20 protein-coding genes and 1 pseudogene are annotated in these 18,664 nt (G+C 65.8%); 10 read left to right on the top strand and 11 right to left on the bottom strand.

The window, feature by feature from the left end:
• The first annotated feature begins 223 nt into the window (after window positions 1-223).
• From Q0S71_RS07135 to Q0S71_RS07110, 6 genes are all read left to right on the top strand, one after another.
• Window positions 224-571 (top strand): general secretion pathway protein GspB, encoded by a 348-nt coding sequence (locus Q0S71_RS07135; protein ID WP_295993439.1) that lies wholly within the window; start codon window positions 224-226, stop codon window positions 569-571.
• Window positions 572-706: 135 nt separating this feature from the next.
• Window positions 707-1,252: a molybdopterin-guanine dinucleotide biosynthesis protein B gene (gene mobB, locus Q0S71_RS07130; protein WP_295993436.1), complete on the top strand. Its 546-nt coding sequence runs from the start codon at window positions 707-709 to the stop codon at window positions 1,250-1,252.
• 52 nt (window positions 1,253-1,304) lie between these two features.
• Window positions 1,305-1,511 carry a YjfB family protein gene (locus tag Q0S71_RS07125; RefSeq protein ID WP_295993433.1) on the top strand — a complete coding sequence of 69 codons (207 nt, stop codon included), beginning with the start codon at window positions 1,305-1,307 and terminating at the stop codon, window positions 1,509-1,511.
• Window positions 1,512-1,918: 407 nt separating this feature from the next.
• A complete protein-coding gene (locus tag Q0S71_RS07120; protein ID WP_295993429.1) occupies window positions 1,919-2,185 on the top strand; it encodes a DUF2282 domain-containing protein in 267 nt (88 codons plus the stop codon).
• A 26-nt stretch (window positions 2,186-2,211) separates the two neighbouring features.
• On the top strand, window positions 2,212-3,882 hold the full coding sequence (locus Q0S71_RS07115) for a DUF692 family multinuclear iron-containing protein (protein WP_295993424.1): 1,671 nt from the start codon (window positions 2,212-2,214) through the stop codon (window positions 3,880-3,882).
• 85 nt (window positions 3,883-3,967) lie between these two features.
• Window positions 3,968-4,432, top strand: a complete 465-nt coding sequence (locus tag Q0S71_RS07110) for a DoxX family protein (protein WP_295993422.1) — start codon at window positions 3,968-3,970, stop codon at window positions 4,430-4,432.
• Window positions 4,433-4,463: 31 nt separating this feature from the next.
• On the opposite strand, the gene Q0S71_RS07105 is transcribed toward Q0S71_RS07110, so the two are convergent.
• The 3 genes from Q0S71_RS07105 to fumC all read right to left on the bottom strand — a co-directional run bounded on the left by Q0S71_RS07105 (window position 4,464) and on the right by fumC (window position 6,593).
• Window positions 4,464-4,748 carry a hypothetical protein gene (locus Q0S71_RS07105; protein WP_295993419.1) on the bottom strand — a complete coding sequence of 95 codons (285 nt, stop codon included), beginning with the start codon at window positions 4,746-4,748 and terminating at the stop codon, window positions 4,464-4,466.
• A gap of 145 nt (window positions 4,749-4,893) precedes the next feature.
• The gene (locus Q0S71_RS07100) at window positions 4,894-5,112 is read right to left on the bottom strand and encodes an RNA-binding S4 domain-containing protein (RefSeq protein WP_295993416.1); all 219 of its coding nucleotides are present in this window, start codon (window positions 5,110-5,112) and stop codon (window positions 4,894-4,896) included.
• An 83-nt stretch (window positions 5,113-5,195) separates the two neighbouring features.
• Complete coding sequence (gene fumC, locus Q0S71_RS07095; protein WP_295993414.1) at window positions 5,196-6,593, bottom strand: class II fumarate hydratase; 1,398 nt, start codon at window positions 6,591-6,593, stop codon at window positions 5,196-5,198.
• A 132-nt stretch (window positions 6,594-6,725) separates the two neighbouring features.
• Between fumC and Q0S71_RS07090 the strand changes: the two genes are divergently transcribed.
• On the top strand, window positions 6,726-8,180 hold the full coding sequence (locus Q0S71_RS07090; RefSeq protein WP_295993411.1) for a hypothetical protein: 1,455 nt from the start codon (window positions 6,726-6,728) through the stop codon (window positions 8,178-8,180).
• A 69-nt stretch (window positions 8,181-8,249) separates the two neighbouring features.
• On the opposite strand, the gene Q0S71_RS07085 is transcribed toward Q0S71_RS07090, so the two are convergent.
• The 3 genes from Q0S71_RS07085 to Q0S71_RS07075 form a co-directional block, all read right to left on the bottom strand.
• Window positions 8,250-8,540, bottom strand: coding sequence for a flagellar protein FliT (locus Q0S71_RS07085; protein WP_295993408.1), 291 nt, complete (start codon window positions 8,538-8,540; stop codon window positions 8,250-8,252).
• 203 nt (window positions 8,541-8,743) lie between these two features.
• Window positions 8,744-9,571 carry an HDOD domain-containing protein gene (locus Q0S71_RS07080; RefSeq protein WP_295993407.1) on the bottom strand — a complete coding sequence of 276 codons (828 nt, stop codon included), beginning with the start codon at window positions 9,569-9,571 and terminating at the stop codon, window positions 8,744-8,746.
• Between the two features lie 28 nt (window positions 9,572-9,599).
• Window positions 9,600-9,821 carry a hypothetical protein gene (locus tag Q0S71_RS07075; protein ID WP_295993404.1) on the bottom strand — a complete coding sequence of 74 codons (222 nt, stop codon included), beginning with the start codon at window positions 9,819-9,821 and terminating at the stop codon, window positions 9,600-9,602.
• Here Q0S71_RS07075 and Q0S71_RS07070 point away from each other — a divergent pair.
• The 3 genes from Q0S71_RS07070 to Q0S71_RS07060 all read left to right on the top strand — a co-directional run bounded on the left by Q0S71_RS07070 (window position 9,820) and on the right by Q0S71_RS07060 (window position 12,960).
• A complete protein-coding gene (locus tag Q0S71_RS07070; RefSeq protein WP_295993401.1) occupies window positions 9,820-11,898 on the top strand; it encodes a M13 family metallopeptidase in 2,079 nt (692 codons plus the stop codon). The genes Q0S71_RS07075 and Q0S71_RS07070 overlap by 2 nt on opposite strands.
• A gap of 84 nt (window positions 11,899-11,982) precedes the next feature.
• Window positions 11,983-12,633, top strand: coding sequence for a class I SAM-dependent methyltransferase (locus tag Q0S71_RS07065; RefSeq protein ID WP_295993398.1), 651 nt, complete (start codon window positions 11,983-11,985; stop codon window positions 12,631-12,633).
• Between the two features lie 135 nt (window positions 12,634-12,768).
• Window positions 12,769-12,960, top strand: a complete 192-nt coding sequence (locus tag Q0S71_RS07060; RefSeq protein WP_295993396.1) for a CsbD family protein — start codon at window positions 12,769-12,771, stop codon at window positions 12,958-12,960.
• A gap of 66 nt (window positions 12,961-13,026) precedes the next feature.
• Here the strand turns inward: Q0S71_RS07060 and Q0S71_RS07055 are convergent, their stop codons facing one another.
• The 5 genes and pseudogenes from Q0S71_RS07055 to Q0S71_RS07035 all read right to left on the bottom strand — a co-directional run.
• Window positions 13,027-13,521, bottom strand: a complete 495-nt coding sequence (locus Q0S71_RS07055) for a type VI secretion system tube protein Hcp (protein ID WP_295993393.1) — start codon at window positions 13,519-13,521, stop codon at window positions 13,027-13,029.
• A 178-nt stretch (window positions 13,522-13,699) separates the two neighbouring features.
• Window positions 13,700-15,916, bottom strand: coding sequence for a S9 family peptidase (locus tag Q0S71_RS07050; protein WP_295993389.1), 2,217 nt, complete (start codon window positions 15,914-15,916; stop codon window positions 13,700-13,702).
• A 193-nt stretch (window positions 15,917-16,109) separates the two neighbouring features.
• On the bottom strand, window positions 16,110-17,495 hold the full coding sequence (locus Q0S71_RS07045) for an MATE family efflux transporter (protein ID WP_295993385.1): 1,386 nt from the start codon (window positions 17,493-17,495) through the stop codon (window positions 16,110-16,112).
• 97 nt (window positions 17,496-17,592) lie between these two features.
• On the bottom strand, window positions 17,593-18,333 hold the full coding sequence (locus Q0S71_RS07040) for a PEP-CTERM sorting domain-containing protein (protein WP_295993382.1): 741 nt from the start codon (window positions 18,331-18,333) through the stop codon (window positions 17,593-17,595).
• Between the two features lie 155 nt (window positions 18,334-18,488).
• Window positions 18,489-18,620, bottom strand: a pseudogene (locus tag Q0S71_RS07035) (MATE family efflux transporter); the annotation flags it as partial.
• Between the last annotated feature and the right edge of the window lie 44 nt (window positions 18,621-18,664).

Raw genomic sequence — 18,664 nt, 5'->3', positions numbered from 1 at the left:
CAACTTTTCGAGCACGAAGCCGGGCGCCAGCTCCTCGCCCTCGTGACGCAGCACTTTATCGATCACCAGCAGGCGGTCGGCCGGATTCCTGGAATAGATGTAGCCGCCGCCTGCCGCCGCGATCGCAGCGCTCGCCGCAACTCAAGCGGTGGCCCCGGCCCCAGGCCCGGTCCCAGCCTCAGCGCCGGCCTCGGTACCGGCGCCGCGCGCTGTCGCGGCCCCGGTGAGCGTCGCCGTCCACCCGGCTGACGCGACCGAGCCGGCCGCCGCGTCGCGCAAGGCCGCCGCGTCCCCGCCCGTCGCGGCGCCCGCCGCCATCGCCACCACCGCAGCGGCCGACGAACCCATCCCATCGCTGCGGGAATTGCCGGAGCCGATACAGCGCGCGATTCCGCCGGTCACCGTCGGCGGCTACATCTATTCCAGGAATCCGGCCGACCGCCTGCTGGTGATCGATAAAGTGCTGCGTCACGAGGGCGAGGAGCTGGCGCCCGGCTTCGTGCTCGAAAAGTTGCAGCCGAAAGCGGCCATCTTCAATTACAAAGGCTATCGCTACCGTGTCGGCTATTGAGTTGTTCCGTGCGGAGCGGCTGAAGGCGCCGGTGTTTTAAGGTCCGCCGCCGATTCCGGCCCGAGCCGTCGCGGCCGCGGCCGGATCGTGTTGCTGCGTATAATGACGGCTCACTATGGCGGCGAGGGCAGGGCTATGCAGCAGGGACATTCCGCGCAAGCGGGCGCGGTGCTGGGCGTGGTCGGCTGGTCCGGCAGCGGCAAGACGACGCTGCTCGAATTTCTCGTGACGCGGCTGGCGGCGCAGGGCCGGCGCGTCAATGTCATCAAGCACAGCCATCATGACCTGGAACTGGAACCGCCGCGCAAGGACAGCGCCCGCTTCCGGCTGGCCGGCGCGGCCGAGGTGATGGTGGCGTCGCCGTTCCGCTACGCCATCATGCACGAGCTGCGCGGCGCGCCGGAGCCATCCCTGTCCGAGCAGCTGGCGCGGCTGTCGCCGGCCGACGTCACCCTGGTCGAGGGCTTCAAGAACGACGCCATCGCCAAGCTGGAAGTCTACCGCCCCGCGCTGGGCAAGCCGGCGCTGTTTCCGGACGATGCGCACATCGTCGCCGTGGCGTCGGACCAGGCCGCGCCGCCGGCGCTGCGGCCCGGCATCGTCTGGCTGGATTTGAACGCGCCCGCCGCCGTGTTGGCCTGGTTGCTGGTCCGCATGGAAATAAATCGCGCCGCGGGCTAAAGATCGGGCCGAATCGGCCGTCAATAAGGGATACGCCTTATTGGAGAATGACATGGACACTTCCGTTTCAGGTATTGCACAGGTAGCGACGACGATAGCCGACAGCGGCACCAGGCAGGCGGTCGGTATCGCCGTGCAGAAAAAAGCCGAAGATATCCAGGCTTCCAGCGCGGCCGCCCTGATCGAGGCGATTCCGCCGGTGCCGTCGGCGCCTAGCCTGCCTGCGCATCTCGGCAACAGCATCAACACCACCGCCTGATACGCGCCGCGCCGTCGCCTCCCACTGCGACGCGCGCCGGCCACGGCGGCCCGCGGCGGCCCTGCGTCCTCCTTGGGCGGCCGGGCCCAGCCGGCCCGCCAGCGCACTTTTTTCCCCGATGAATTGATTTCCCTGTCAACACAATGAGCGTGGCGGCGTTAACGCCCTACGTCCATCGTCTGCGGACGGCCCGCGCCTGCGCGCGTTTTGTGCGGATACCGCATATTCCCCTCTCGGATCGAGTGCTTCTTCAGTAAAATAAGCGGCATTCCGCCGGCTCGAAATGGCCGGCAAAAAAAATAAAAAAAGTTGTAAGGCTGGACCGCGCTACGACGACTACCGTTCAGTTGCAGACGATAGCGTCGCACCATCAATCGTACTTTTCTTCATCCACTAGGAGACTTACCATGAACAAACGTCAAGCGCTGATCGCCGCAGCCCTGGCCACCGTCGTCGCCGCCACCGCCGGCTCCGCTTTCGCCGAACCCGCCAAAGCCGGCGCCGACAAGGAAAAGTGCTTCGGTATCGCCAAGGCTGGCCAGAACGATTGCGCCACGACCAACGGCGCGCACTCCTGCGCCGGCCAGTCCAAGGTCGACAACGGTGCCGCCGAGTGGAAATTCGTCGCCAAGGGCACTTGCGAAAAAGCCGGCGGCAAGCTGGCCGCCAAGTAATCCCGTAGCCGGACGGTAGCGGAGCCATGTCTAGCTCGCCTTCGAGTCCGCCAGCAACGGCACTGGGTGTCGGCATCGGCTTGCGGGCTCCGCACTACCGTCAATTCATCGAGCAGCGGCCGCGCGCCGGCTGGCTCGAAGTGCATACCGAGAATTATCTGGACCAGGCCGGCTGGGATTTTCACGTGCTGCAACAGCTGCGCCGCGATTATCCGATCAGCCTGCACGGCGTGGGCCTGGGCCTGGGCTCGGCGCGCGGATTTTCCGCCGACCATTTGGAACGGGTGCGCAGTCTGGTGCGGCAAGTCGAGCCGGCGCTGGTGTCCGAACATCTGTGCTGGGGCGCCGTCGGCGACCGCCAGCTCAACGATTTATTGCCGCTGAACCTGGACCACGCGGCGCTCAATCTGCTGTGCGAGCGCGTGTCGCGGGTGCAGGATGCGCTGCGACGCCCCATCTTGCTGGAAAACGTGTCGAGCTACCTGCGTTTCCGCGACGACGCGATGAGCGAAGCGCAATTCATGGCGGCGCTGGCCGCGCGCACCGGCTGCGGCCTGCTGCTGGACGTGAACAACCTCTACGTCAACCAGTGCAACCACGGTGAGGACGCGCTGGCCGCGATCGCCGCGATCGCCGTCGGCAGCGTCGGTGAAATCCACCTGGCCGGCCACCTCGTGACGCCGCAAGCCGTCATCGACCACCACGGCGCCGTCGTCGCCGACCCGGTCTGGCAGTTGTACCAGGCCGCGTTGCGGCGCTTCGGCCCGGTGCCCACCCTGATCGAATGGGATACCGACATTCCCGCGCTCGACGTGCTGCTGTCCGAGGCCGCCAAAGCGCGGGCCTATGCCGAGGCCGCCGTTGTCACGGCTGCCAGTGTCACCGGCGCAGCGGGCTTAGCGCGGACGGCGCCGCCCCGGCGCGAGGCCGACGAGTCCGCGCTGGCGGCCGGCCAGCAAGCCTTCGTCGATGCGCTGTTCGACCCGGCGGCCGCGCCGGCGCTGTTGCCGCGCTTCAAAGGCGAGCACGTCGCGCACCGCTACGCCCTGTATCGCGGCAACTTGAGCGCGACCATGAACCAGACCCTGGCCCACGTCTACCCGGTGATACAGATGCTGGTCGGCCCCGAATTCTTTGCCGGCCTGAGCCAGGCTTACGGCCGCGCCCACCCGTCCGACAGCGGCGATTTGAACCGCTACGGCGGCCGCTACGCCGACTTACTGGCCGGCTTCCCCCACGTCGCCGACTATCCCTATCTGCCCGACATGGCGCGCCTGGAATGGGCCTTGCACCGCGCCCACTACGCGCCGTCGGCCGACGCCATCGCGGCCGACGCGCTGGCCGCGCTGACGCCGGAGCAGGTGGAAACGGCGCGCCTGCGCCTGCATCCGGCCAGCCGGCTGCTGGCGTCGGACTGGAACATCGTCGAGTTGTGGCAGGCGCACCAGGCCGACGGTGGGCACGATTTTCCCCAGCAATGGGCCGGTCCCAGCTACTGCCTGGTGTTGCGGCCCTACTGGAAGACGCAATTGCTGGCGCTGAGCGCCGCGTCGCACGCGGCGCTCAGCGTGCTGGCCGGCGGCGGCGCCTTCGGTCCGGCGCTCGACGCCGCCTTCGAGCTCGATGACGATTTCGACGTTGCCGCCCAGCTCAAGCTGTGGCTGGATCACGGGCTGATCGTCGGCATCGCGCTTTAAGCCGCGTGGCGGCAAGTTTTACCCGGCGGTACCGCCTGTCCGCACCAGGCAGGACTCCCTCAACCTCGCCAGAAATAGAAAAATAATGAAAACACTACTCGGATTGCACCAGCAACTATCCCGTTACGATGGCGTCCTGACGGCGTGGGGCGGTTCGTTGATGAGCTTGGCGCTGCGCTGCTACGTGGGCTGGCAGTTTTTTAAGGCCGGCCTGGTCAAGATCGGCGACTGGAGCGCGACGCTGGCCCTGTTCCATGACGAATACAAGGTGCCGCTGCTGCCGCCGGACGTGGCCGCCTTCATGGGCGCGGGCGGCGAGCTGACCTTTCCGGTCTTGCTGCTGGTGGGGCTGGTATCGCGGCCGGCGGCGCTGGGGCTGTTCTTCGTCAACGCGATGGCGGTGATTTCCTATCCGCAGCTGTTCACCTTTGAATGCCCGGCCGCCATCAACGACCATTTCTACTGGGGCGCGATGCTGCTGGTGTTGATCGCTTTCGGTCCGGGCCGGCTGTCGCTGGACGCGGTGCTGGCGCGCAAGGCCGGGAAATAAAAGCGCCATCGCGGCGCTCAGCGGAAAGCCCTCAGCGGAAGGCGCGCAGCAAACGGGCTTCGCCGCCGACATCGTTGTGCCGCTGGCAGGCGGAGTCGGTGGCGGCCATCATGCGCGCCAGCTGAGCGTCTTCAAAACGCGCCAGCTCTTCGGTGGCGGCGTGCAGCGCCTGGGCCAGCTTGGCCCGGGCATGTTGATACAGGGAGCTGTGGTACTGGTCTGTGTTTTTGAGCAACTCTTCGGCGTTCTCTATCACCTGGCGCAAGTCCCCGATCAGGCGCTCCTGTATCTGTATGCTGTGTTCCGGGCCGTCCATGGCGCTGTCCTCCGGCTGTCGTCTATCAAGTCTGCGTCACCGCGTTCCAAATATATCGACGGTGCGCCAACGTCGTTTGCGCCAGCTCAAATGTCACCGTTACTGCTTTCAGCTTACTGCGTTGTTTCTCAATTGCAAGAAAAAATTAGGCGACCACCACGTCGATATGAATGTCGCCGACGTTGACGCGCTGCCCGGCGCGGATTTTGGCGGTCTTGCGCAATTCCTTTTTGCCGTCGACCTTGACGACGCCGCTGGCCACCATTACCTTGCCGGCGCCGCCGCTGTCGCACAGGCCCACCAGTTTCAGAAGCTGGTTGAGCTCCACGAACTCGCCTGTCAAATCGAAACTCACTCTCTGCATTTTATCCTCAGTTGCCTAAATGGGAAGACCCGTTTGTCTTCCAACCATCTAGTGTAGCGGCATTCCGACAGCCTTGCAGCGCATCAACCGCGCGCGGTCGGCCGCGTCATCGCCAGCGGCACGATCCACTGCGCGAACTGCTCGGCCGTCACATAGCCGAGCGCCAGCGACGCCTGCAACAAGGTCGTGCCCTCATGCTGCGCCTTTTTGGCGATCTGGGCCGCGCGGTCGTAACCGATGTGCGGCGCCAGCGCCGTCACCAGCATCAGCGAGCGCTCCATCAGCTCGGCGATGCGGGCTTCGTTGGCCTCGATGCCGTGGGCGCAGTGCCGGTCGAAGCTGCGCATGCCGTCGGCCAGCAGGCGCGCGCTTTGCAGGAAGTTGTGGGCGATCAGCGGCTTGAAGACGTTCAGCTCGAAATTGCCGGACGCGCCGCCGACGGTGATAGCGACGTCGTTGCCGAACACCTGGCAGCACAGCATGGTCAGCGCCTCGCACTGGGTGGGATTGACCTTGCCCGGCATGATGGAGCTGCCCGGCTCGTTTTCCGGTATCGTGATTTCGCCCAGGCCCGAGCGCGGGCCGGACGCCATCCAGCGCACGTCGTTGGCGATTTTCATCAGCGCCGTGGCCAGCGTTTTGAGCGCGCCGTGGGCCGCGACGAGGGCGTCGTGGCCGGCCAGCGCGGCGAATTTATTGTCGGCCGTGCGGAAGGGCAAACCCAGTTGATGTTCGAGCTCGGCCGCGATGCGCACCGCGTATTCGGGATGCGCGTTCAGGCCGGTGCCCACGGCCGTGCCGCCGGCGGCCAGTTGCAGCACGCCGGGCAGGGCGGCGTTGATGATGTGCTCGGCGAACTCCAGCTGCGCCACGTAGCCGGAAAATTCCTGGCCCAGCGTCAGCGGCGTGGCGTCCTGCAAGTGGGTGCGGCCGATCTTGACGATGGCCGCGAACGCCTCGGCCTTGGCATGCAGCGTCGCGCGCAACTCGCGCAGCGCCGGCAGCACCGCCTTGGCCAGCGCCTGCGCGGCGGCGACGTGGATGGCGGTGGGGAAGATGTCGTTCGACGACTGGCCCATGTTGACGTCGTCGTTCGGGTGCAGCAGCCGCTGCTCGCCGCGCACGCCGCCCATCAGCTCGGAGCCGCGGTTGGCCAGCACTTCATTCATATTCATGTTCGACTGCGTGCCCGAACCGGTCTGCCACACGGCCAGCGGGAATTCGCCGCTGTGCTGGTCGGCCAGCACCTCGTCGACGGCGCGCGTGATGGCCACCGCTTTCGGGCCGTCGAGCAGGCCGAGGTCCAGATTGACCCGGGCGGCGCCGCGCTTGACGCTGGCCAGCGCGTGGATCAGCTCGGGCGGCATGCGCTCGGTGGAAATGTGGAAATGCTCGAGCGAGCGCTGCGTCTGCGCGCCCCAAAGTTGCGCGTCCGGCACGTCGATGGGGCCGAAACTGTCGCGTTCCGTTCTGCTGTTCATGGCTTTCCCTTCATTTTGACCTTGTGACAAGAGTGTAGCGCAATCGGTGAATATTGACAGAGGGCTACAATACGGGGAATTCCAGCCGTTATAGCTGATACACTTTCACGACAGCGGCCATCTCCCCACACCATGCAGCGCAGACTCTTTTCCCCCTTGACCTTGCGCGCCGCCGCCCTCGCCAGCGCGGCGCTGCTGGCCTTGCCGGCGCCGGCGCCGGCGTCGGCGGCCGAGCTGGGCGATGTGGCCGTGCGCTCCTACGTGGGGCAGCAACTGTCGGCCGATATCGAGCTGGTGGCGCTGACGGCCGACGACATGAACAAGCTGCCGGTGCGGCTGGCGTCGGCGGACGTCTATCGCGGCGCCAACCTGACCATGGACCCGGCGCTGTCCGGCCTGCGGCTGTCGGTGGTGCAGCGCGACCAGCGCTGGTTCCTGCATGCGACGACCTTGAAGGCGATCGATGCCGGCCATGTCTATCTGTATCTGGAATTGGGCAGCGGCGAGCATCAGGTGGTGCGCGAGGCAACCGTCTGGCTGACGGCCGACCCGCATCCGGCGCCGCCGCCGACACCCGTTGTCGCGGCTGCGGCTGCGGTGGTGGTCGCGCCGGAAGCGGTGACCAGCGTGCCGCCGCCGCCCCTCAAGCCGCACGCCAAACCGGACGCGCAAGCCGCCGGCCCATCGGCCGCGAAACTTTCTGCCTCGTCGGAAGTGAAGCCGGACGCCGCGCTCATCGCCGCCATCGCGCGCGCCCACCCGCAGGACGCAACGGCACGCGCCGCCGCGCCGGCGCTGCCGAAAGCGGCGGCGGCCTTCACGCCGGCCCAGTCGAAGGAAGTGGCTGACATCAAGCCGGCACCATCGAAGGAAGCGGCCGTCGCCAAGCCGGCGTCATCGAAAGAAACGGTGGCCGCCAAGCCGGACCCGTCGAAAGAAGCGGCCGCCATCAAACCGGCGACGCCGAAAGAGGCGCCCGCAGCCGCGCACGAGGCCGGTGCCGGCGCGGCCGCGCCGCACGAGGCGCCCGCCGGCAAGTCCCATGGCCAGCGCGTAGCGGACGCCGGCCTGCCTGCGGCGCTGCGCGATCCGGCGCCGGGCGCCAGGGTGGCCGGCGCATCGGCGGCGCCATCGTGTCCGGTCAAGCCGCTGCGCATCGGCGCCAAGGAATGCGTCGCGCTCGATTATCACAATACGGTGCTGACCTCCAAGATTGACGAACTCGAGGACAAGGTCCGCGTGTTGCAAACCGCGCTGGAAGGCCCGCGGCCCAAGCCGGCGCCGGCGCCCTCGTCGGTCCAGGGGCAGTCGGCGTCCGCCGGCCAGGCCGGCATGACCAAGCTGAAATACCGCGACAAGAAAGACAAGAAGGACAAACCGCAAGACCACGGGCCGAAGACCTGGATATGGGTGGCGGGCGGCGTCGCCGCGCTGGCGGCCGGCGGCGGCATCTTCTATGGGCTGCGCAAGCGGAAAGCCAAGCAGGGCGGCGGCGTGCTGAAGATCTGGCAGGGCTGGCGCAAGAAGAAATCGAAACAGGAGGCCTTGCCGGCCGCGACGCCGGAAGAATTCATGGAGCCGCAATAAGGCTCGCGCCGCCCTGAAACAAAAAAAGCGCCGAGGCGCTTTTTTTTGTAGCTTTCGGTGCCGAGGCGCTTACTGGCGCACGGCCGGTTTCAAGCCTGGCGCCTGGTTCATCCACGGCTCGGTGACGTCGCGGATGGCGCGGTCGTTGGCCAGTATCTGTTTCAGCAAGTCGATCTTGCGCAGGCGCGGGGCGTCGCTCAGGGCCGGCACGGTGCCGACGAGGGCGCCGCTGGCGGCCACGGCCGCCTGGCCTTCCAGTTTGCTCAGACCATCCCAGTCACTCATGCGCGCCGCCACCACCATCTGATTGCTCAGACCGGCAATATTTTCGTACATCGAGAGGACTTCGTTGGAGGTCATAAGGCACCCTGGCTAAAATGGAAAAGGATTGCTGCTTGTCCAGATTAACGACATGCGTTTCGGAAACTTTAGGGTTTTTTGAAAATAATTCGAAAATAAGTGAAAATAAGTTTGAAGCAGGGGCCTGGCCCGGGGAAACGCGGCCGCCGCGCCGGAGAAACGGGCGGCGGCCGCTGAGGTAAAGCGGGGAGCTGGCTAAAAAATCAACGCACCAAGTCTTCCAGACCGGCGCTCAACTCGTCGGGCGATGGCATTTTGTCTATCAGGATATTCGGCGCCAGGCCCAGCTGTTCGCACAGCTCGGTCGGGTAGCACGATGCGATTTCCTCGGCGGTGAACTTGTTTTGCTCCACGCGCGCGCGCCAGGCCGCCACCGAAATGACGGCCGCGAGGTCGTTGACAGGTTCGTGGCTGAGCGGGTCGGGGAAGGCGGCGATGGTTTCGGCGAAGGCGTCCGGGAACTTCCAGCGCCGCGCCAGTTCGGCGCCGACGTCGGCGAAGCAATAGCCGAGCGAGGCTTGCTCGGCGTCGATGCGGCGGCCGTCGAGCGGGCCGGCGATCTTGTCGAGCGCCATCGCCTGTTCCGGCATGGCCGAGTGGATCACCAGCTGGCCGATGGCGTGCATCATGCCGATGGTGAAGGCGAGGTCGGTGTTTTCATTGCATTGCTTGGCGATCCATTTGGCGGACACGGCCGTGTGCAGGCTGTAGCGCCAGAATTGCTTCAGGTCGAGGCCGGGCACGGTCTTGAAACCGCTGACCAGGCCGGAGCTGATGACCAGCGTGCGCACGGTGACGAAACCGAGCATCAGCACCGCGTCTTCGACCGTGCCGATGCTGCGCGACACGTGGTAGTAGGCCGAGTTGGCCAGCCGCAGCAGCTTGGCGCTCAGCACCGGATCCGTCGACAACTTCTTGGCGATCTCTTCGGTGGAGACGCTGGCCTTGTCGAAACTGCTGATCAGTTCCTCCACCACTTTGGGGGCGGTGGGCAACGCAGTCGGATTCTGGAACAGTGCATCAAGTTTCATATCTAATCTCCTGGTGATGGTCGCGTTGCTATAGGCGAACTATATAGCGATTCAGGCGTTGGAAAAAGCTATTTTGCTGCGCGGCGTCTTTTTTCGGGCCGCCGCGCGGCGCTTGATTTTGCCGCCCGATCCGCGCATATTGCAGTTCGTCGCACGGGACCGCGCAGAGGCAGGGCGCCGCATTACAGTGCACGCTGGCGCCATGCGTCAAAAAAATAATCGATAACGCTTCTTCATCTAAGGAAACCATGACCACACTTCAACGACCGCCGCGCCGGACTCCGCTCAAAGCCGCCGTCACGCTGGCGCTGTGCGGCGCCGCACTGGCCGCCCCGGCCTGGGCCGCCGCCCAGCAAGCCGCCGCCCAGCAAGCCGCCGCCCAGCCTGCATCGCCGGCCGCCGCCGTCCGGCCGGGCGACGATTTCTTCGACTACGTCAACGGCGACTGGCTGAAGACGGCCCGGATTCCCGCCGACCGCAGCGGCTGGGGCGCCGGCGCCGCGCTGGCCGAGGAAACCAACGAGCGCATCGTCAAGCTGATCGACGCCGCCGGCACCGACCCGCACGCGACGGCCGAAGCGAAAAAAGTCGCGGTCTACTATCGCACTTTCATGGATGAGGCCGCGATCGAAGCCAAGGGCGCCGCGCCGCTGCAAGCGACGCTCAAGCACATCGCCGCCATCAAGGACCAGACCGCATTGGCCCACGCCCTCGGCGCCACGCTGCGCGCCGACGTCGACCCGCTCAACGCCACCAACTTCTTCACCGAAAACCTGTTCGGCCTGTGGATCGCCCAGGGCCTGGCCGAGCCGGCCCACTATCGCCCGTATCTGCTGCAAGGCGGCCTCGGCATGCCGGACCGCGCCTATTATCTGGACGACACGCCGCGCATGGCCGAGCTGCGCACTAAATACCAGGCCCACATCGCCGCCACCTTCAAGCTGGCCGGCTTCGACGACGCCGCCGGCCGCGCCGCCCGCGTGTTCGAGCTGGAGCGCCAGATCGCGCTGTCGCACGCCAACCGCGCCGATTCGGCCGACGTGCAAAAGGCCAACAACCGCTGGAGCGCCAGGGACTTCGCCGCCAAGGCGCCCGGCATGGACTGGACCGCCTTCTTCCAGAGCGCCGGCCTGGGCAGGCAGGACGTGTTCATGGTCTGGCATCCGAGCGCCATCGTCGGCGCATCCGCGCTGGTGTCGTCGGCGCCGCTGGCGACGTGGAAGGATTTCCTCGCCTTCCACACCATCAACCACGCCGCGCGCGCCTTGCCGAAAGCCTACGTCGAAGAAAGCTTCGATTTCTACGGCCGCGCGCTGACCGGCACGCCGCAGCAGCAGCTGCGCTGGAAGCAGAGCCTGGACGCGGTCGACGCCGCCATGCCCGACGCCGTCGGCCAGATCTACGTGGCGCGCTATTTCCCGCCCGAAGCGAAGCAGCGTTTGCAGCAGATGGTGGTGAAGATCGTCGACGCCTTCCATAGCCGCATTGCTCAGCTCGACTGGATGGCGCCGGCCACGAAGAAGGAAGCGCAGGCCAAGCTCGACACGCTGTACGTCGGCATCGCCTATCCGGACCGCTGGATTTCGTATACCAATCTGAAAGTCGTGCCGGGCGACGCCTACGGCAACTTGCAGCGCGCCGAGCTGGCCCACTACCAGCAGCAGCTGGGCAAGTTCGGCAAGCCGGTCGACCGCACCGAATGGTCGATGGCGCCGCAGCTGGTCAACGCCGTCAACATGCCGATGCAAAACGCGCTGAACTTCCCGGCCGCGATCTTGCAGCCGCCATTCTTCGACCCGGCCGCCTCGGACGCCGTCAACTACGGCGGCATAGGCGCCACCATCGGCCACGAAATCAGCCACAGCTTCGACGACGAAGGCGCGCAGTTCGACTCGCAGGGCCGCTTGCGCGACTGGTGGACCGACGCCGACCTGGCCCACTTCAAGACGGCCACGGCGGCGCTGGCGGCGCAGTATTCGGCGTACAAGCCCTTCCCCGACTTGGCCATCAACGGCCAGCAGACGCTGAGCGAAAACCTGGCCGACCTGGCCGGCCTGTCGGCCGCGTACGACGCCTACAAAGCCTCGCTGGCCAACAAGCGCCTGTCGGCCGACGCCGACCGCGACTTCTTCGTCGGCTACGCGGCCAGCTGGCGCGGCATGCAGCGCGAAGCGGCGCTGCGCCGCGCCATCCTGACCGACGGCCACGCGCCGGCCAAATGGCGCACCTTCACGGTCCGCAACCTCGACGCGTGGTATCCGGCCTTCGATGTGCAGCCCGGCCAGACCCTGTACCTGGCGCCGGCCGACCGCGTGCGCGTCTGGTAAAGTGGGACTTCATGCGCCGCGCTCCGCGGCGCAGTCTCAGATTCGCCCCGGCCCGCGCCGGCGGGGCGGACGACCGGAACGGCCATGGAACTGACCCCGCATAACGATGCGCAAAACGCGCAGATCGCGCAGATCGAACAAATCACCCAAACCACGCTGCAACACTACGAGCGCACGGCCGAGCAATTCTTCGCCGGCACCCTGGACCACGACGTCAGCCAGAACATCGCCGCGCTGCTGGGCGCGCTCGACGGCGCCGCGCCGTACCGGTTGCTCGACCTCGGCTGCGGGCCGGGCCGCGACCTCAAGACCTTGCGCGAGCTGGGCCACGCGGCCACCGGCGTCGACGGCTCGGCCCGCTTCGTCGAGATGGCGCGCGCCTACAGCGGCTGCGACGTGTGGCAGCAGGATTTCGTCCAGCTCGACTTGCCGCCGCTGCACTTCGACGGCATCTACGCCAACGCCTCGCTATTCCACGTGCCGAGCGCGGCGCTGCCCGACGTCCTGCTGCGGCTGCACGCGGCGTTGAAGGAGGGCGGCGTGCTGTTCAGCTCCAACCCGCGCGGCGACAACCGCGAAGGCTGGAACGGCCCGCGCTACGGCAGCTACTACGATTATGAAACCTGGGAACGGTACCTGACGGCGGCCGGCTTCAGCGCCATCGGCCACTATTATCGGCCGCCCGGCCTGCCGCGCGAGCAGCAGCCGTGGCTGGCGAGCCTGTGGCGGAAATAATGGTCTGAAATTTTCTTCTGGAATGTGTTCGCGAGCGCACGGAACGATGTTCGCGGGTCGCCTATGATGCATTTCAAGCACACGCACAACGCTGTGTTCCCGGAAGTTTAATTGCAACGATCAAAGGAGTTCATCATGAACAAGGACCAAGTCAAAGGCGAACTGAAAGACATCGGCGGCAAGATTCAGGAAGAAGCCGGTAAAGCGGTGGGCAGCTCGAAGCAACAAGCTGAGGGCCTGGGCAAACAAGTCGAAGGCAAGCTGCAAAAAGGCCTGGGCGATGCCAAAGAAGCCATCAAAGACCTGGGCAACCGCCAGGGCAAATAAAGCGTTCTACGCTTAAAAAAACAGCCGCATCATGCGGCTGTTTTCACGTGGCGACCGCGCTGGCCGTCATGCCGCGATACGGTTGGCGGCCAGGTCCCAGCCGCCGGCCGTGTTGCCGCCGGCGCCGCCGCTGATTTTTTGCTGCGTGTAGCGCCACTTCACTTTGGAAAATTTCAGCGCCACGGCTTCGCCGAGAATGTCGCCTTCTTCGATGCTCGGGGTGACCGCGCCGATCAGCACGTTTTCCAGCTCGATTTCATAGTATTTCACGCGCTCGCCCTGCGCATCGGCGCGCATGAACTCGAACTTCGCCTTGGCGATGGTCTTGCCCGCCGCGCAGGTCTGCAACAGCACCGGCGACGCCAGGTCCGACAGCTTGTGGATGATGATGTCGGCGTGTTCGCAGCGCTCGGCCGTGTGGCCGCCGCCGGTCGACGCGGTGGCCGACTTGGGCTGGCTGACGCCCCAGTTGACCGACTTGCACTCGATCCAGTCCTTGTGCTTGTCGTCCGCCGATTCGCCGCGTATGCCGTCAATTTGCAGATATACATCGATAGCCATAATTCCTCCTGGAATAAGAATGTACAGGACGGGATGTCCCGCAGCGGGCATTATCGAATGCTTAATAAAGTGCGCGATTGTGGGCCGTCAAACAAGGCGCGCAGCCGCTGAAAATTAAAAAATCCCGCTGGAAACAGCGGGCTTTGGACGACGCAACGGACGGCGCGAACGCCAGCGTTTACTTCGCTTCCGGCATCAGATTCTTCTTGAAGAAGTGTTCGATATTGCCGTACACATGGAGCTGCGACGGCCGCCCCGAAATGCCGTGCTTGGCGCCCGGATACGTCATCAGCTCGAAGCGCACATTGCGCGCCACCAGCGCGTCTATCATGCGCGTGGTGTTGGTGAAGAGCACATTGTCGTCGGCCATGCCGTGCATCAGCAGCAGCGGCGACGTCAGGCCGGCGATGTGGGTGTAGACCGAGCTGTCCTTGTAGCCGTCCACGTTGTCTTTCGGCAGGCCGAGGAACTGTTCGGTGTAGTGGGTGTCGTACAAACTCCAGTCCGTCACCGGCGCCACCGCCACGCCCATCGCGATCTTGTCCGACGCCGCCGCCAGCAGGCGCAGCGTCATGAAGCCGCCATAACTCCAGCCGAACACGCCGATGCGCTTGGCGTCCACGAAGCTCTGCTTGCCCAGCCAGTCGATGCCGGCGACCTGGTCTTCCACTTCGTTCTTGCCGAGGTTGTGGTAGATGGCGTCGGTGAAGGCGCGCTCGCGCCGGAACGAGCCGCGGTTATCGAGCCGGAACACGACGAAGCCCTGCTGCGCCATGTACTGGTCGAACAGATTGCCCCATTTGCGCTGCACGTGCTGCGCGTGCGGGCCGCCGTAGGTCGACAGGAAGACCGGATATTTTTTGGCCGGATCGAAGCCGCTCGGCTTGAGCAGCGAGTAGTGCAGCGTCTGGCCATCCTTGGCCGGCATGGTGCCGTACTCGGTGCGCAGGTGCGCGGCGCGGTAGGCGCCATAAGGGTGCAGCGCGTTCAGTTCATTGTGCTCGATCCACGCGATCAGCGCGCCGTCGGCGCTGCGCACGCTCACCTGCGGTGGCGTGTCCGGATCGGAGTAGCTGTCGACGAAGACGCCGCCGTTGCGGGCGAAGGTTGAATCGTGCCAGCCGTCGGCCTGCGTGATGCGCTGCGGATGGTCGGCCGTGGCGCCGTCGATGGCCAGCGCGTAGGTCTGCTTGTCGATCACGGCGTCGCGGTTGGAGGCGACGTAGACGCGACCGGCCTTTTCGTCGACCGCCAGCAGATTGTCGATGCCCCATGCGCCGCTTGAAATCGGATGCAGCAGCGTGCCGTTCATATCGTACAGATACAAGTGGTTGCGGCCGCTGCGCTCCGACGACCAGATGAAGGCCTCGCGCTCCTTCAGGAAGCGCAGGTCGTCGTGCAGGCTGACCCAGGTCTTCGACGTTTCGGTGATGAGCACGCGCTGCGCCAGCGTGGCCGCGTCGACCGACACCAGTTCGAGTTTTTTCTGGTCGCGGCTTTCGCGCTGATACAACAAGGCCTTGCCGTTGGCGCTCCAGTCGGCGCGCACCAGGTAGATGTCGCGGTTCGGGCCCAGGTCGACCGAGCGCTGCTCGCCGCTGGCCGGTGACACGATTTTCAGTTCGACCAGCACGTTGGCGTCGCCGGCGGCCGGATAGCGCTGCTCGACCACCTCGGTGCGGTCGGCGTAGATCTCGAAGCGCCGCACCACCGGCACCGGCGCCTCGTCGTAGCGCTTGTAGGCGATGGCGCTATCGTCCGGGGCCCAGTAGTAGCCGGTGCGCTGGCCCATTTCTTCCTGCGCCACGAATTCGGCTTCGCCGTTGTGGACCGTGCCCTTGCCGTCGCTGGTCAACTGGCGTTCCGCGCTGGTGGCCAGGTCGATCACGAACAGGTTCTGGTCGCGCACGAAGGACAGGTAATGGCCGCGCGGCGAAATCTTCGGATCGAGCACATTGCCCGACGCGACCAGGCGCGCCGCATCGGGCTTGGCGACGTCGATCAGATACAGGTTGCCGGCGATCGGCACCAGCAGCTGCTTGCCGTCCGGCGACCAGCTGTAGCTCAAAATCCCTTTCAGGGCGGCGGTGCGTTCGCGTTCACGGCGCGCCTTTTCGGCGTCGGACAGATTCTCGTTCGGGACCAGGATCTTGGAGTCGACCAGGCGGTGCGCGCTGCGGTCCTTCAGATTGAATTCCCACAGATCGAGCTGGAACTGGTTGTCGTCGCGGCCGCGCAGAAAGGTCACGCGGGCGCCGTCGGGCGACACTTGCAGGTTGCGCACCCCGGGGCCGCTCAGCGCCGGGTCGGCGTGGATACGGTCCAGGGTCAGGCGCTCGGCGGACGACGCCGGAACGGTCGCCATCGCGGCGAAAAGGCAGAACAGAAAACGCATGGAGATCTCGGTAGTTGAAGGGGGGCGTGACAAGAGAGCGACGATACCAGACATCGGCGGCGATTGCGACCACCCGGGATTGGGAATAGCTGGTCCCAAGCCGTGTTTCGTTCGGCGCGCCGACGCGGCCGGGGAGGGCCGCGGTCAAGACTTGCGGTCTGCCCCCGAAGTTGACGTTCGGGTGCCCACAAAATCAAACGGCACGCATGCGCTCCAGCGACAGCCGGTTGAGGAACCACGACAGCAGCAGCGCCGCCACGGTCAGCCCGAGCACCAGTCCTATCCAAAAGCCGGCGGCCTGCATCGGCTGCGGCGGCGACCACGGCGGCGCGGCCGGCGCCAGTCCCAGCACATAGCCGAGCGGCAGCGCGAAGACCCAGAACGCCAGCAGCTGGATCAGCATCGGCGCCCGCGTCACCTTGTAGCCGCGGATGGCGCACGATGTCGCCACCTGCGTCGCGTCGGACAACTGGAACAGCGCGGCGAACAGCAGCAGCCGCGCGCACACCTGCTGCACCGCCGGGTCGGTCGTGTAAGCCTGCGCGATCTGCCAGCGGAACGCCAGGATGAACAGCGCCGACAGCACCGCGAACGCCAGCGACATCGCGACCCCGACCCAGGCCGCGAAGCGCGCCCGCGCCGGATTGCCTTCGCCGAGCGCCTGGCCGACGCGCGTAATCAGGCCGATGCCGAAACTGAGCGGCACCATGAACACCAGCGAGGAAAAATTGAGCGCGATCTGGTGCGCCGAAATCTGCACCACGCCGTAGCGCGCCACCAGCAGGCTGACGGCGCCGAAGGCGCTCACCTCGGCGAAGTAGGTGACGCCGACCGGCAGGCCGAGTTTCAGCATGGCGCGAATCTCCGGCCAGTGCGGCCACTCCCAGTGCGTGAACGGATACGTGGCGCGGTAGGCCGGCGCCACCCGCATCCAGGCCAGCATCGCGCCCAGCATCAGCCACAGTCCGACCCCGGTCGACACCGCGCAGCCGACGCCGCCCAGCGCCGGCAAGCCGAAATGGCCGAACACCAGCAGCCAGTTGACGCCCACATTGAACGCCAGGCCGCCGAGCGCGATCAGCATCACCGGCTTGGTCTGATTGATGCTGGTGCTGTAGCCGTACAGCGCACGGTAGGCGGCCAGCGGCGGCAGGCCGATGCTGATGACGTGCACGAAGCGCGACGCCTGCGCGTTCACATACGGCGTCAGGTACAGATGGTCGAACAGCAGCGTGGCCAGGTTGACCAGCGCGGCGGCGGCCAGCCCGATGCCGAGCGCCTTCCACAGCGACTGCCGCACCGCGTGCGGAATCGCGTCGAGCCGGCCGGCGCCGACATCGTGCGCGACGATGCTGTTAATGGCCATCATGGTGCCGGTCACGCTGACCATGATGATGGACCAGATCGACGCGCCCAGCGACACCGCCGCCAGTTCCTGCGCGCTGGCGTGGCCGGTCATGGCGACATCGGCCACGCCCATGCCGACGGTGGCCAGCTGCCCGACCAGCATCGGCCAGGCCAGGCGCCACAGCGCGGCCGCTTCGATGCGGATGGAGGGCAGGGTGAAGGAAGTCGGCATGGGCGGGGTGGCGTGAACGAAAGCTGCGATTCTACCGGCAATCGCCGCGGGCCGGCGAGCGGCGTTTTTGCCGTCGCCGGCGGCCTTCCCGGCCCGCCTACGCCGTGGCCGCGACTGGGCGGCGACGGCGCGCGACCACGCCGACCACGCCCAGCCCCGCCAGCAGCATGGCCAGCTGCTCCGGTTCCGGCACGGCCGACTTGATCGAGATATTGTCGACCGTCACGTCGTAGTGGGCCGGATCGTAGGAGTAGCCCGGCACCCGGGTATCGAACTGCACTTCATCGATACGCGACAGCACGTCCCTGAGCGTGGTGCCGGCGGGCAGGGTGTCGCCGTCGGTCGCCGAGTCATACACTTGCCAGCCCGATGCCAGCTCGGCGGCGCCGGTGTCGGCCAGGGTGGCGGAAAAATGGAGCGGGCCGGTGTTCTTGTCGAGCGCGCCCAGCATATGCCAGACGCTGAAGTATTTGCTGGCGTCGCCCGGGGTCGTGTACTGGCGCAGTTCGACCAGAAAATCGCGCGGATATTGCGCGCCGCCATCGTCGTCGCCGCCGCTGTCGATCGAGTGCGTGTTGACGTCGATGCCCAGGCTGACCGATTTGGACGTCGTGTAATCGCCCAGGAAACTTTGATTGCTCTGGTTCCAGAACATCGCTCCGGTGAAATAATAATTCATGTGCAGGCCCGGCGTGCCGTTGCCTGTGGAGTTGTCGATGACGCTGCCAGTGCCGTCGTCGCTCGCCAATGCCAGCCATCCCTGCGTTCCGCTGGAAAAGTCGACTGTGGTGCTTTGCGGCTTGGCCCATGCGCTGGCGCTTGCGACTGTCAATAACATAGCCAATATCGGTGCCTTGAACATTATCTATACCTTTCATTAAGTGATAGTCCTTATGCAGTTCGCTGATCGTGACGAGCAACCCTGTACAAGAAAATGGGAAGAGAAAATCTAGTTAACTTCTGTTCTTAGCGAATGTTTAGAAGCGTCGCCTCGACGCTGTTGATCGCCATCATGGTGCCGCTGACGGTGACGATGATGACCGACCAGATCGACGCGCCCAGCGACACGGCGGCCAGTTCCTCGGCGCTGGCGTGGCCGGTCATGGCCACGTCGGCCACGCCCATGCCGTCGCCGGCGGCCTTCCCGGCCCGCTTACGCCGTGGCCGCG

The sequence above is a fragment of the Rugamonas sp. genome, assembly GCF_025354735.1.
GTDB lineage: Bacteria > Pseudomonadota > Gammaproteobacteria > Burkholderiales > Burkholderiaceae_D > Rugamonas.
The sequence above is the reverse complement of the archived record's forward strand: the minus strand, read 5'-3'. Positions and strand labels throughout refer to the sequence as shown.

Excerpts from the sequence above, each read along its gene's own strand:
- Q0S71_RS07125 (WP_295993433.1), top strand. The coding sequence starts at position 1,305 with ATGGACACTTCCGTTTCAGGTATTGCACAGGTAGCGACGACGATAGCC.
- Q0S71_RS07050 (WP_295993389.1), bottom strand. The coding sequence starts at position 15,916 with ATGCGTTTTCTGTTCTGCCTTTTCGCCGCGATGGCGACCGTTCCGGCG.
- Q0S71_RS07075 (WP_295993404.1), bottom strand. The coding sequence starts at position 9,821 with ATGGTTTCCTTAGATGAAGAAGCGTTATCGATTATTTTTTTGACGCAT.
- mobB (WP_295993436.1), top strand. The coding sequence starts at position 707 with ATGCAGCAGGGACATTCCGCGCAAGCGGGCGCGGTGCTGGGCGTGGTC.
- fumC (WP_295993414.1), bottom strand. The coding sequence starts at position 6,593 with ATGAACAGCAGAACGGAACGCGACAGTTTCGGCCCCATCGACGTGCCG.
- Q0S71_RS07070 (WP_295993401.1), top strand. The coding sequence starts at position 9,820 with ATGACCACACTTCAACGACCGCCGCGCCGGACTCCGCTCAAAGCCGCC.
- Q0S71_RS07120 (WP_295993429.1), top strand. The coding sequence starts at position 1,919 with ATGAACAAACGTCAAGCGCTGATCGCCGCAGCCCTGGCCACCGTCGTC.
- Q0S71_RS07060 (WP_295993396.1), top strand. The coding sequence starts at position 12,769 with ATGAACAAGGACCAAGTCAAAGGCGAACTGAAAGACATCGGCGGCAAG.
- Q0S71_RS07105 (WP_295993419.1), bottom strand. The coding sequence starts at position 4,748 with ATGGACGGCCCGGAACACAGCATACAGATACAGGAGCGCCTGATCGGG.
- Q0S71_RS07110 (WP_295993422.1), top strand. The coding sequence starts at position 3,968 with ATGAAAACACTACTCGGATTGCACCAGCAACTATCCCGTTACGATGGC.
- Q0S71_RS07090 (WP_295993411.1), top strand. The coding sequence starts at position 6,726 with ATGCAGCGCAGACTCTTTTCCCCCTTGACCTTGCGCGCCGCCGCCCTC.
- Q0S71_RS07085 (WP_295993408.1), bottom strand. The coding sequence starts at position 8,540 with ATGACCTCCAACGAAGTCCTCTCGATGTACGAAAATATTGCCGGTCTG.
- Q0S71_RS07080 (WP_295993407.1), bottom strand. The coding sequence starts at position 9,571 with ATGAAACTTGATGCACTGTTCCAGAATCCGACTGCGTTGCCCACCGCC.
- Q0S71_RS07040 (WP_295993382.1), bottom strand. The coding sequence starts at position 18,333 with ATGTTATTGACAGTCGCAAGCGCCAGCGCATGGGCCAAGCCGCAAAGC.
- Q0S71_RS07055 (WP_295993393.1), bottom strand. The coding sequence starts at position 13,521 with ATGGCTATCGATGTATATCTGCAAATTGACGGCATACGCGGCGAATCG.
- Q0S71_RS07045 (WP_295993385.1), bottom strand. The coding sequence starts at position 17,495 with ATGCCGACTTCCTTCACCCTGCCCTCCATCCGCATCGAAGCGGCCGCG.
- Q0S71_RS07100 (WP_295993416.1), bottom strand. The coding sequence starts at position 5,112 with ATGCAGAGAGTGAGTTTCGATTTGACAGGCGAGTTCGTGGAGCTCAAC.
- Q0S71_RS07115 (WP_295993424.1), top strand. The coding sequence starts at position 2,212 with ATGTCTAGCTCGCCTTCGAGTCCGCCAGCAACGGCACTGGGTGTCGGC.
- Q0S71_RS07065 (WP_295993398.1), top strand. The coding sequence starts at position 11,983 with ATGGAACTGACCCCGCATAACGATGCGCAAAACGCGCAGATCGCGCAG.